The sequence below is a fragment of the Aliinostoc maniaoense genome (assembly GCF_058172895.1).
The window spans coordinates 3,878,129-3,891,623 of the sequence record NZ_CP187952.1; the positions used below are offsets into that span (position 1 = coordinate 3,878,129).

The 13,495-nt window shown below is 37.8% G+C and carries 7 protein-coding genes and 3 pseudogenes; 6 read left to right on the forward strand and 4 right to left on the reverse strand.

All coding sequences use genetic code 11. The annotated features are described in order from the left end of the window. Nucleotides 1-5 precede the first annotated feature (5 nt). The 5 genes and pseudogenes from ACPZ3T_RS16770 to ACPZ3T_RS16790 all read left to right on the forward strand — a co-directional run bounded on the left by ACPZ3T_RS16770 (nucleotide 6) and on the right by ACPZ3T_RS16790 (nucleotide 8,003). Nucleotides 6-4,514 carry a non-ribosomal peptide synthetase family protein gene (locus ACPZ3T_RS16770; protein ID WP_490270613.1) on the forward strand — a complete coding sequence of 1,503 codons (4,509 nt, stop codon included), beginning with the start codon at nucleotides 6-8 and terminating at the stop codon, nucleotides 4,512-4,514. A gap of 44 nt (nucleotides 4,515-4,558) precedes the next feature. Next, complete coding sequence (locus ACPZ3T_RS16775) at nucleotides 4,559-5,983, forward strand: aspartate aminotransferase family protein (protein WP_490270614.1); 1,425 nt, start codon at nucleotides 4,559-4,561, stop codon at nucleotides 5,981-5,983. Between the two features lie 49 nt (nucleotides 5,984-6,032). Next, nucleotides 6,033-6,794, forward strand: a complete 762-nt coding sequence (locus tag ACPZ3T_RS16780) for a class I SAM-dependent DNA methyltransferase (protein ID WP_490270615.1) — start codon at nucleotides 6,033-6,035, stop codon at nucleotides 6,792-6,794. A 23-nt stretch (nucleotides 6,795-6,817) separates the two neighbouring features. Further along, nucleotides 6,818-7,072, forward strand: coding sequence for an MbtH family protein (locus ACPZ3T_RS16785; protein ID WP_490270616.1), 255 nt, complete (start codon nucleotides 6,818-6,820; stop codon nucleotides 7,070-7,072). 33 nt (nucleotides 7,073-7,105) lie between these two features. Then, nucleotides 7,106-8,003 (forward strand): annotated as a pseudogene (locus tag ACPZ3T_RS16790) (IS66 family transposase). 13 nt (nucleotides 8,004-8,016) lie between these two features. Here the strand turns inward: ACPZ3T_RS16790 and ACPZ3T_RS16795 are convergent. Continuing rightward, nucleotides 8,017-8,199 (reverse strand): annotated as a pseudogene (locus tag ACPZ3T_RS16795) (IS5/IS1182 family transposase); the annotation flags it as partial. Between the two features lie 154 nt (nucleotides 8,200-8,353). Beyond that, complete coding sequence (locus ACPZ3T_RS16800; RefSeq protein ID WP_490270617.1) at nucleotides 8,354-9,115, reverse strand: PIG-L deacetylase family protein; 762 nt, start codon at nucleotides 9,113-9,115, stop codon at nucleotides 8,354-8,356. 667 nt (nucleotides 9,116-9,782) lie between these two features. Between ACPZ3T_RS16800 and ACPZ3T_RS16805 the strand changes: the two are divergent. Further along, nucleotides 9,783-10,223 (forward strand): annotated as a pseudogene (locus ACPZ3T_RS16805) (transposase family protein); the annotation flags it as partial. A 153-nt stretch (nucleotides 10,224-10,376) separates the two neighbouring features. Here ACPZ3T_RS16805 and ACPZ3T_RS16810 read toward each other — a convergent pair. Further along, nucleotides 10,377-11,123: a hypothetical protein gene (locus ACPZ3T_RS16810; protein WP_490270618.1), complete on the reverse strand. Its 747-nt coding sequence runs from the start codon at nucleotides 11,121-11,123 to the stop codon at nucleotides 10,377-10,379. Between the two features lie 105 nt (nucleotides 11,124-11,228). Then, entirely contained in the window at nucleotides 11,229-13,478 is a 2,250-nt protein-coding gene (locus ACPZ3T_RS16815) for a GumC family protein (protein ID WP_490270619.1), read from the reverse strand. Between the last annotated feature and the right edge of the window lie 17 nt (nucleotides 13,479-13,495).

A 13,495-nucleotide genomic window follows, 5' to 3' on the forward strand; every position in this document is an offset into this window, starting at 1 on the left:
ATTACATGAGTAACCTACTGCAAAAAATTGCTGAACTATCTCCCGAAAAACGCGCACTACTGCTGCAAAAACTTAACCAGCAAAAAGGGAAAGCCTCACAAACCAAAATTCAACCCCAAAGTCGAGATAATCAGAATTACCCCTTATCATTTGCCCAACAAAGGCTGTGGTTTTTTAGCCAATTAGAACCCCAAAGCAGTGCCTATAACATTCCTGGTGCCATCCGCTTAACAGGTAGGCTAAATATAGTCGCCCTAGAAAACAGCATCAATGAAATATTCCGTCGTCATGAAATCTTACGCACGACATTCACAGTAGTAGATGAAGAACCAGTTCAAGTAATTAGTTCAACAATCAAGCTACAACTAAAAATCATCGATTTGCAGACTATCCCCGCAACCGAACGGGAAACACAAGCCTTGCGCCTAGCCACACTAGAGGCGCAAACACCCTTCAACTTAGAAAAAGATTCATTACTGCGTGTGAGTCTGTTACGCTTGGGCGAAACAGACAATGTAATCTTGTTCACCATGCACCACATCGTCTCCGATGGCTGGTCAACAGGAATACTCATCCGTGAACTGACAACAATATACAAAGCCTACGATAGCGGTCAGCCTTGTAATTTACCCCATTTACGTATCCAGTATGTAGATTTTGCCGTTTGGCAACGCCAATGGTTACAAGGGGAAATTTTAACCCAGCAGTTAAACTACTGGAAGCAACAGCTAGGTGGTGATTTACCAGTTTTAGAATTACCCACAGACCGCCCACGCCCAGCAATTCAAACTGACTGCGGCGCAACCGCATCTTTCACACTCTCCCCATCAGTAACAGCCGCACTCAAACACCTCTCCCAGCAAGAAGGAGTCACCTTATTTATGACCCTCCTGGCAGCATTTAAAGTATTACTGCACCGTTACACTCAGCAGGATGACATTTTAGTTGGTACTCCCATTGCTAACCGCAACCGTTCGGAAATTGAAGGCTTGATTGGCTTTTTTGTCAATACTTTAGTATTGCGGACAAACCTTGGCAAGAATCCCTCTTTTAAAGAACTTTTACAACAGGTACGTGAAGTCACATTAGCTGCTTATGCTCATCAAGATTTGCCATTTGAACAATTAGTAGAAGAACTACAACCAGAAAGAAATTTAAGCCACAGTCCCTTGTTTCAAGTAATGTTCATTCTTCAAAATGCGCCCACCGAAACTCTGCATCTGCCTGATTTAACGCTACAACCATTACAAGTAGAAACTAAGACAGCAAATTTTGATTTGACTTTCTCAATGGTAGAAATAGAAACAGGTTTAAGGGGAGAAATAGAATACAACACAGATTTATTTGATGCTGACAGAATTACCCTAATGTTGGGTCATTTCCAAACCTTATTAGCAGGTATTATTGCCCATACTGACCAACATTTGTCTGACTTCCCCTTATTAACACCAGCAGAACATCAGCAAATACTAACTACTTGGAATAGCAACAAAATCTCTGTACCTCAGCAGTGCATTCATCAACTGTTTGAAGCACAAGTAGAAAAAACTCCTGATGCTTTAGCAGTTATCTTTCAACAAGAAAAGCTAACTTATAAACAACTCAACCAACTTGCCAATCAATTAGCACATTATTTACAGCCTCAAGGAGTGAAACCTGAAGTTTTAGTAGGTATTTTTTTAGAGCGTTCCTGTGAATTAGTAGTTGGAATTTTAGGAATTATGAAAGCAGGTGGAGCTTATCTTCCACTTGACCCAGCGTATCCCGAAGAACGCTTGGCATATATGTTAGAAGATGCCCAAGTGTCAGTTATTCTTACCCAAGAAAAATTGGTAGACAAATTACCAACTCACAACTCGCAAATCATTTGTATTGACTCTAACTGGAAGCAAATTACTAATCAAACTAGGGAAAATTCTCTCAGTGAAGTCACACCACATAACCTAGCTTATATTATTTATACCTCTGGCTCTACAGGTAAATCTAAAGGTGTGATGATAGAACATCGCAACTTGGTAAATGCTTACCTTGCTTGGGAAGAAGCTTATCAATTGCAAAGCAACGCCACCTCTCATTTACAAATGGCTAGCTTCTCCTTTGATGTGTTTACTGGAGATTTAGTGCGCGCTCTTTGTTCTGGTGGTAAATTGGTACTCTGTCCACGTGAGTTCTTACTAGAACCAGAAAAACTTTATCAACTCATGCTTCAGGAAAAAGTAGACTGTGCAGAATTTGTGCCTGGGGTTTTGCGGAACTTAATCGAATACTTAGAGCAAAGTCAACAACGCCTTGATTTTATGCAATTGTTAGTTTGCGGTTCTGATAGTTGGTATGTCCAAGAATATGAAGAATTTCGCCAATTTTGCAACCAAAAAACTAGGCTAATTAATTCCTTTGGCTTAACTGAAGCCACTATTGATAGTACATATTTTGAATCCGGCTCAACTAACTTATCTGTAGAGCAGTTAGTACCCATAGGAAAACCATTTGCTAATACTCAAATTTATATTCTAGACCGCTACTTACAACCCCTACCGTTGGGAATAACAGGAGAAATTTGCATAGGTGGTGCTGGTTTGGCGCGGGGTTACTTTAATAGACCAGATTTAACAGCAGAAAAATTTGTTCCTAATTTTATAATTCAAGAACCAGGAGAATATCTTTACAAAACAGGTGATTTAGGTCGTTGGCTACCAGACGGAAATATTAAATTAATTGGTCGTATAGATAATCAAGTAAAACTGCGAGGATTCCGCATTGAATTGGGAGAAATTGAAGCTTTACTTGGCAAACACCCAATGATCAAAGATTCTGTAGTTTTAGTTCGGGAAGATATACCCAAACAACAGCAATTAGTTGCTTATGTTGTGCCAGAGTCAGCACATCCTAACCAAATAAACTCTAGTGAGTTGCAGCAGTTTTTACAAGAGCATTTACCTAGCTACATGATACCTTCTGCTTTTGTCATGCTGGAGTCTTTCCCCATCACACCTAATGGAAAAATTGACCGTCGCGCTTTACCCAAGCCAGCAATTCAGGAAATTGAAAATACTTCTATTGCTCCTCGGACTAAAACAGAAATAAAGCTAGTACAACTTTGGTCTGAAGTTTTGGGTGTAGAAAAATTAGGTATTCATGATAATTTCTTTGAGTTAGGAGGTAATTCTTTATTAACAACCAAGTTAATTCTAAAAATTCGTGCAGATTTTCAGGTTAATTTACCCTTACGTGTTTTGTTTGAATCACCTACTGTGGCTAGTTTAGCCATTAATTTAGAAAAATATTACCAAACTAAATCTACTAATGTATTGAATCAAGAAAGTATTATAGAGTGGAATAAAGAAATTCTCCTTGACTCAACAATTTATCCAGACAATTCTTGGAAACAAACTCAAACTGAGCCAAATTATATCTTATTAACAGGAGCAACTGGCTTTTTAGGTGCTTTCTTACTATCTGAACTTTTGCAGCAAACTCAGGCAAATATTTATTGCTTAGTCCGCGCTAACAATTCAGAAGCAGGTAAGAGAAAAATAAAAAATTCCCTAGACTCTTATTTAATCTGGAATGAGAGTTTTAGCGAGAGAATTATTCCTGTTATTGGAGACTTATCTCAAGCATTACTTGGGTTGAATGAGAAAAAATTTCAACAGTTAGCTAATCAAATTGACATTATTTATCATAATGGTGCTTGGGTACATCATATTTATCCCTACTCTGTTTTAAAAGCGACAAATGTTTTGGGAACACAAGAAGTTTTGCGATTAGCTTGCCAGGTTAAAACAAAACCTGTACATTTTGTTTCTACTGCGAGTATTTTCTCACCCTTGAAAGATTCGGCTGTTACAGTAGTCAAGGAAACAGATAGTATTGATGATTATCCATTATTTAGTAATGGTTATGTTCAAACCAAATGGGTATGTGAGAAGTTAATCAAAACTGCTCAAGCACGAGGTTTACCAATTAGTACTTATAGAATTGGTAGAGTTTCAGGGCATAGCCAAACAGGAGTATTTAATGCTAATGACTTTGTATACAAACTAATTATTGGGTGTATTCAACTTGGTAGTGTTCCCGACCGTGATATTCAGGAAGATATCATGCCTATTGATTATGTTAGCCAAGCTATTATCCACCTCTCAACACAACAAAATTTTCTAGGAAAAGCATTTCATTTAGTCAATAATCAACTTTTACACACAAATACTCTACTTCATGTAATCCAATCATTTGGTTATCAAATTCAACAACTGCCTTATGGGGATTGGCGATGGAAATTGATCAACATAGCTGGTGCTTCACCTGAACATCCTTTATATCCACTTGTCCCGTTTTTCTTAGAACATAATTCTCAGGATAAAGAACCTGTAAAATCAGGCAGTTTAAAATTTGATTGCCAAAATGCGATCGCAGGACTATCTAACTCACAAATTACTTGCCCAGATATTGATGAAAAATTACTGTCTATCTATATTTCATACTTAAGTAAAAAAGGATTTTTAGACAAAAAATAGCTTCCTATCCACAGATAACCTCGACTAACAATCAACTAAACATCATGCAAACACAAGAATTAAACTTACAACAACTTCCCAATCAGAACGAACTCAACAACCATCAACAGCAGTATCTTAGTGATTTTATTCAACGCTACAACCAAAAAACACTAAAATCTAAACAACAAGCTCAAATCTACCGCCATGTTCTAGCTGATGTCAGAGGTTCAGCAGGATTTCGTCCTGGTATCAAAGAAATTGTCTATCCCATCGTTGGTAAATATGCCTCTGGTTCCCGGATGTGGGATATTGATGGCAACGAATATATAGATTTAATGATGGGTTTTGGCGTAAATTTGTTTGGCTACAATCCAGAATTTATCAAAGAAGCTTTGACAGAAAGATTAGAACAGGGTATCCACATCGGGCCACAGTCAGACTTAGCGGGTGAAGTTGCAGAGTTATTCTCCCAACTGACCGGAATGGAGCGCGTAACTTTTAGTAATACAGGTACAGAAGCAGTAATTACTGCTTTGCGGCTTGCACGTGCCGCCACTGGTCGTCACAAAATCGCTATGTTTTCTGGTTCTTATCATGGACATTCCGACGCTAGTTTAGTTCAAGCCCAAATTCAGGATGAAATTACGCAAGTAATGCCTATGTTTCCTGGGGTATCTCCTAGCGTTGTGGCAGATGCTTTAGTTTTACAATATGGCAATCTTGAATCTTTAGAAATCATCAAAGAACATCAGACAGAACTAGCTGCTGTCATTGTTGAACCTGTACAAAATGGTCGCCCAGATATTCAACCAAAAGAGTTTTTATATCAGTTGAGAAAGTTAACACAAGATGCAGGAATAGTGTTGATTTTTGATGAAATGCTTACTGGTTTCCGTATTCATCCAGGCGGCGCGCAAGCATGGTTTAATGTCCAAGCTGATATTGCTACTTACGGAAAAATTGTTGGTGGCGGTATGCCGATTGGTGTTATCGCTGGGAAAGCCGAATATATGGATAGAATTGACGGTGGAATGTGGAACTTTGGTGATACATCTAGTCCCCAAGTCAAGCAAACATTTTTTGCTGGTACTTACTGCAAGCATCCTTTATCTATGGCAGCAGCAAGAGCAGTTCTTAAATATCTGAAAATACAAGGACTCACTCTGCAAGAACAATTAAATCAGCGTACTTCCCAATTTACTCAACAATTAAATTCCTATTTTCAAGAGGATGGAGTTCCAATTAAATTGTCGAATTTTGGTTCAATTTTTAACGTTGTACCTTTTGGTAATTCATCTAATATTGCCAATTCACACGCATCAGAAAACATGGATTTAATTTACTATCACCTTATTCACAAAGGAGTATTTCTACGTCCTGGTGGTGGTTTATTATCTACAGCCCATACAGATGAGGATTTAAACTTTATCATCCAAGCAGCTAAAGAAAGCGTTCAAGAATTACGCAATGGTGGCTTTTTGCCGTAATGATACTCATCAGTAAACTTAATTTTGTCATAATCAGGAGATTGCTGGAATGGTTACTATCAACGTTGACTCTAAATATGACTCTTGGGCGCGGATTTATAATCACTACTGGGGTGCGAAATACTGTGAAAATAATTTGCCGCCTTTTGAAAAATTACTACAAAATTACCATATTCATCAAGGCGCAGATATTCTAGATTTATGTTGTGGTACGGGACACATGGCACAACGTTTAATCGAGCAAGGATATAAACTTACAGGTCTTGATATTTCTGAAGCGATGTTGCGATATGCTCGTGAAAATGCACCAAAGGCGCAATTCATTCTTGATGATGCTAGGTTTTTTAATTTGCCCCCTACTTTTGATGCTGTAATTTCTCCTAGTGGCAGCCTCAATCACATGATGAGCATTGAAGAAATACAACAAGTATTCACGCAAGTATATAATGCACTGTTAGAGAATGGGATTTTTTTGTTCGGTCTAAATTTAGAAGCTGGTTATGCAGAATGGAATAGTACGATCACAGATGGAGATGTGAAAGACGATTTTGCCTGGGCTTGTTGTGATAGCTATAACTCAGTAGAAAAAATAGGGGTATTTCAGATAACTATTTTTCAATTGGTAGAGAAAGCTTGGCAGCGTTTTGATATTAATAATTTAGTTAGGGCTTACTCTCAAAAAGAAATTATATCTACTCTTGAATGTGTAGGTTTTAAAGATATTAATGTCTACGATAGTGATGGACACTTAGCTGACTATGAATATAACAATTTTGCTATTTTTGCGGCTTGCAAAGAGTCTAATAAATAAAAATAATCTGGAGTAATGAAATAATGAGTAGTACAGAAACAGAAAATCCAACACTTTACAAAGTTGTAGTCAATCATGAAGAACAATATTCTATCTGGCCTGCTGATAGAGAAAATGCGCTTGCTTGGAAACAGACAGGTAAAATTGGACTTAAATCAGAATGTTTAGAATACATTAAAGAAGTTTGGACTGATATGCGGCCTCTGAGTTTAAGGAAACAAATGGAAGAAGCAGCTAGTAGTCTACCAAGCGTAAGGATTCAGGTAGCAGAGTATTGACAAAGGGAACACTTGAGGGGGAGTATCACAAATATGAACCAAAACCTGCCTCAAGATTTAGACCGAGAAAGCTTGAACCAGTTGTCGAAGGAAGAACTGGTAGAGATAATTATTGAGCAGAGTAAGGTAATACGTGAGTTAGAGAGAATCATTGTAGAACTACAGCAAGAAATAGAGCGTTTAAAAGTAAGTCGAGAGTTGGATAGCTCTAATTCGTCGAAACCACCGTCTGGGGACATTTTGAAAAAGAGCGAAAACAAAAAAGCACCCCCACAAGAAGAATCAAATCAGCCTCGAAAGAAACCAGGTGGACAGCCAGGACATCAAGGTAAGACTCGAAAGGGTTTTGGCAGAATACATCGATTTTAGTGTTTACAATGGCTATCAAGGTGTAGCCCAGCAGAAGTGTTTAGCACATCTACGCCGTCACTTCAAAAAATTAATTCAACTTCCTGGCCTTCACAACCAAGCCATTGGTGCAACGTTTGTTGATTTAATTGATGAAGCTTTTAGGCATTACGCCATCTGGTTTGAGACTCTTGACTGCGCTAATTACAATGATTGGGTCAATCAATTCAAATCTAAGTTGCACTCCTCACTCAATCAGTGGATTGATTTAGCAGGGGCTACCGCAGGCCAGGTTTTACGCTCTTTGCGAGATAAAGCTCATCAATGGTGGTATTTCCTTGATCATCCTGAAGTCCCTCCTGATAACAATCAGGCTGAACGCTCGCTGCGTTTAGCTGTGACAAAACGCAAGGTTAGTGGTGGTTCCCGTTCAATGGAGCGGTTTCAACATACTGCCAATTTGTTGACGGTGGTGCAGACTTGTCGCCGTCAAGGTCAGTCTGTAGTTGATTTTTTTGCACAAGCTCTAATTGCTGACTCTAATGATAGTCTGTCTCGTCCTTCTTTGCTTCCCCAATATTAGACCTGAATCCTTACCTAAATGTTTTGGCTGGTGCGCCCATACTTGCTGAAAATATTTCTGCGTATTCTGCTTCAAATTCTGACCAAGGTATCATGTTCGCCATGATTACCCATCGGTTATCTGCTGCCAGTTTCCCCCCAAAGGGCAGTTCAAAGTTTTCTGGAGGCTTGTCTTGTCTTTGCGCTTTTCTATACATCTTGACGCATATCAGTGCAAGTGTTTTTACTCATTTTACCCTTTTTTCTTCCACTTTATTTCTGTTTTCTGAACCTGAAACTCTTGATGCTTCTCTCTTTCGCCATTTTTCAGCAAGCCCTACTTAACCCGAACTCAGGTTATTTAATACTTTACTATTTGAAAAAAATCTCATATGGCAAAAAGAAACGCTTGAGAAATGGGCTAGGTAAGATAGGAAATTGCGATTTATAGGTAACAATTGCCTGTTCTTTTTTATCTTGAACAGAACTAATTGCTAATCGGTAAGCATTTGTGATATCTCCCAATTTTATTCTCAAAGACAGGGGATTTTGCCAAAACAACCAAACTGGATATTGAAATAGTTCGATATGGAGTCCTGATGCTTTGATTGCTTCTTTAACCAAATTGTAAGTAGCTTCGTGATCATTGTGAACATCTTTTCTGTGGGGTACGTAAACCTCATCTGGTTTAAATGACTGTAATAGTTGAACTAACTGATCAATTATCTGTTGGTGTTGAGAATGGGGCAGATTTTGTAAAGAGCCATCTATTTGCTTGAGAAAGTGAATGTGTAAATCTGTAATCCCTAAAATTTTTAGGGCGTTTACAGCCTCTTGATGGCGAATATCTATGATTTTTTCTGATCTAAACTTGTTAGAAATACCATATCTGCCATCAGTCATAAACACTACCTCTACAGGCACTCCTAGTGACCGTTTGAGGGCAATTAAACCACCACAACCTAAAGTTTCATCATCTTGATGGGGTGCAAACACCATTGCGGATTTATTACTCACTGCTAATGGCTGACTTCTAAAATACAAAATCCAATAGTATAGGATATTAGTATTAAGACGACGAACCTGAATAGCGAAAAAGTATCTTAATTTACTGACATTTTTTTTATTGTTCATATTTTGTGATTTTTATTTCTAAATTGTAGCGTGATGAATTTAATATTACTGTTAATTAGGCGAAAATAGAAGCTTCGTGCAACCAGGAGCAACCTGGGAAATTTTTTTTTAAAACAACCCTTTATTTAGCCTCAGTTGATAAGAAATACTAATTATAACCTTGCCTAGCTTGTCTCATTTTATGGCATTAATAACGTCTGCAATAGCAATAAGTAACTGGTATTTGTGGATATAAATATACATGAAGTAAATCTTGATATTTTTACCCATTTATTCCTGTATTAATTCTCTTAACTCCGGTATTTGTTCCCATACCGTAGAGAGAGGGCAATAATCGCTTTTATAGTTTTTATCTATCAATAATTTCTCTTGTCCCCATACTTTTAAAATTACGGATAAAATCTACTCTTAAATAGCCACCAAATCTTTGAGAGTTTTTTGAAATACTACAGGATATATTACTTTCTATTTACGCCAATTAGGCTGGAGACTTAATAGTTCTATAAATGTATGATTTGAACGAAAAAATGGTTCTTGGCAACTTTTGGTGATCTTGGTTGGGGGAAGGCAGAGGGCAGAAGGCAGAAGGCAGAAGTTAGAAAGATATAATTGAGATACGTCAAACTTCACTCCATCAAACATTTGAGGGATAAGCCTCAGCTTGGTTATGTCAGTGCTAAGTTATCTATTACCAGATTCAGCAAACCTGAAACTTGAAAATTGCATTCTTGACGAGATAAAAACTCAGATAAAGTTGATTGTTTTTGCTATCAATAGAGTAGTTAATTGTCCAGTTTGTAACCAACCAACTCATAAAATTCATAGTCGCTATGAGCGAAAGTTAGCAGATTTACCCTGGGCTGATTACAGCATTACTTTACAGTTAAGGGTGCGGAAGTTTTTTTGCATTAATAAGTTGTGTAAACGGCGCATTTTTGCAGAAATGCTGACCAATATAACCGTACCTTGGGCGAGAAGAACTCTACGTTTAGCTCAACGACTAAGTGCGATTGCTTTAGCTAATGGTGGTGCAGCAGGGGTAAGACTCTCGCAGCAATTGGGGATAAAAGTTTCTCGCAATACACTATTGAATGAAGTTGAGGAAATGCAAAGTATATTAGTTGCTACTTTAAACAAACTCAAAGGTTGAAATTATTACTTCTACTCTTCCGACTTCTGCCTTTCCCCAGCCAAGATCACCAAAAGTTGCCAAGAACCCATAATGTGAGCTAAAAGCCCATTTTTTATTTTTTCATTCAAGTCACAAAATGTTCCGCAAAGCTAAATACAGCTTTCCCTTCATAGTAATCCCACGGCTACAGTTAAAATCATTTACAACTTCTCCTCCAAATCTTTGCTTAAATTCATTTAGTCTGAGTTTTTCTTGATCTGTATTTCCTATATACCATCCTCCGAAATCATAAATAGGTATTCCTAGTTTTTTAAATCTTAAAATATCTCGCCAATGATGGTAACGATTTGCTCTACCTAACAACGATTGATAAGAGGTATCACTTTTGTTTTTAATTGATGCAGAATGCAAAAGAAGGCTGCGACTTTTATTACGATAATGAGCGTGCCAAACTAAGGAATTATCATTGTCTACCCTGACACGAGATAGATCAAGCAAACCAACCTTAGCAAAACTATCTAGTTTTAACCTATTGATTTTTTCTAACCCTTTTTGCGAGGCAAATACATCATAAAAATCAGCAAAATTATTGAGGATTTCAGCGTTGATATCTTCCCAATATTCATAAATAATTCTATCTTTTTGTTCTGCTCTTCTAATCTTATATCTATCATTGCTACTGAGACTTTCCCACAACTCATCATAGTTCTTAGTGAGGTTTATTAATCTTGTGTAGACTTCTTGAACCTGAGTATGTTTAACTGGCTGTGATCGATGCCAGTAATAGATTACATCTAAATTAGAAAGTTGTTCTGGCTCTTCATCAAACCAGACTTCACCAATTGCAAATATTAGCTTCTTTTTTACGATGAGCATATCTCATTACCTCAAATGGACTTATTGATATAAGCTCATATCTATCTACAGTAAAAAAATGTAGAAATATAGAGGAGCAACAGAAAAAAACTAATATTTCATGAGTTAACGAATTTGTAAATCCGTACTAGCTACTTGTGGTAAATTATCTGAACTAAAATATTCTTTGGCATGATAAAAATAACTGCTAAATTCATTTTTATCAATTAGTCCATTGATAACTAAACCTAAAACATTGTGGCCGCATCGCTCTAACATTTCTTGAACAGTATCAGCACTGCTGTTATCGATAACACCAGGACGCGCTACTAACAAAATGCCATCAGACATTTGACTTAAACTCAGAGCATCAGCAGCAAGCAGTAAAGGAGGAGAATCAATAATTACAACATCGTATTGATCAGAAAAATCCTGAACGAGTGATGCCATCCGCCTAGAATCCAGTAACGCTAGGGGATTGGGCGGTCTAACTCCAGCAGTTAGGACATCAAGATCATGCGTTACTTGAGAGACGGTTTCGTTGAATTGAGACTGACCCACCAGTACATCACTCAAACCGACTGTATTGCTTATTTCCCAAATTTCGTGTTGAGACGGCACTCGCATATCTGCATCAATCAGTAAAACTCTACGTCCTAGTTGTGAGACTGCTAACGCCAAATTAGCCGAAACTGAAGACTTGCCTTCTTTAGGAACAGAGCTAGTTACGACTATAGTTTTTAATTCTTTGTCTGAACTTAAAAATTTCAGATTTGCTTGCAGTATTCGATACATTTCGCTTGTCAAAGAGTAAGGGTGATCTCTGACAGCAATAAACGGAGTTATTGATTTTGTATTATCAGGATACAACATTACTGCTTTGTAAGACACCGAAGAGCTAGGGATTATTCCCAGTAAAGTATATTCAAACACCTGTCTAATCTCCTGTAGAGTTTTGAGAGATCTATCTTTCATTTCCACAAGTAGAACAGTTGTAGTTGATAGAAAAGTACCAAATATGACACTGAGTACAACTACAATAATTTTTTTCTTTAACATTGGTTTTTTTGGAACTACAGCCGGAACAATTATCCGAGCGTTAGCTGTGTTTTTATGTTCCGCCACCTGTAGTTCTTGAATTTTTCTAAGTAGATTTTGATATGTAGATTGAGCAACTTGTAGTGTTCGTTCTAACTCACGCTGAGTTTGTTCTAATTGGGGTAGACTTCTCATTCGCTGTTCATAAGCAGCACGGGAATTAGATAAAGAAGTTAGTCTTTGAGCTAATCCTAGGCGCTGTACTTCTGATCGCAGAAAATCTGCAATTAGCCCTTGTTTCAGTTCGCCAATTTGCAATAGTTTTGGAGAAACTGTGGTGCGATCGCCGAGTGTCTGCTCAATTTGCTGTTGTAGCAGGGTTTTTAAGTTGCTTTTTCTCGCTTCTAGATTAACAATTGTGGGATGCGTTTCTGAAAACCGACTACGCTCGGTTGCTAACTGTCGTTCTATTTCTTGATATTGAGTCAGAGATCCCTGTACAGCAGGCGATTGACTCAGGGTACTCATGGCGATTGCTTCCTGGGAATCCAGACCGACTTTTTTGCGTAGTTCATTACTTTGGGCTGTGGTATCGTGGAGTGCAGCTTTAACGGTATTAATCTCTGTGTCTAAACCCGCAATAATTGCTACAGCTGATCTCGCCTCTTCTGAGAGGTCTACAATATTATTTTGCTGTTTAAATTTCCTTAGTGCCACTTCAGCATTACGTGCAGCTGCTTGAATTTGAGGAAGTTGCCTAGCCATAAATTGCCGAGTTGCTTCTGCCTCAGTGCGATTTGTCCGAATGTCATTTTCTAAATAAACATTCATAATGCTATTGACTACGGCTGCCACTTTTTCAGGAGTATCACTTTGATAAGTAATCTGCAATACATCTGTGCCACCAATAATTTTCAGATCCAAGCTTTTTGCTAATGCCTCAACTTCTAGCGGTTCACCTTTGTCGTTTTTCAGTTGGAGTGTGTCTATTGTCCGTTGTAACAAAGGATGGGAAGTGATCACTTCCATTTCGCTACTAATCGGATTTTGTGTGGATACAAGAGTTCTCAAACCTCTGAATTCTCCTTCAGAGCTATTAGGTAAGAGATTGGAACCGACAATGTTAAAAGCAGGAATTCGGAATAATAGTTTTCCTGCCGCTTCGTATGATGGCCTCATCAATGTGGTTGTAAAGGCTCCAAAACCTGCTGTGGCTAAAAATATACCTACAACTAGTATCCAACGCCTTTTTAACATCAATAAGTAGCGATGGAAATCTAGATCAATTGCTTCTCTAGATTTGAGAGTTGATTCAACTTCTATTGTTTTAGTTCTCATAATTTAATTTTCCTCAA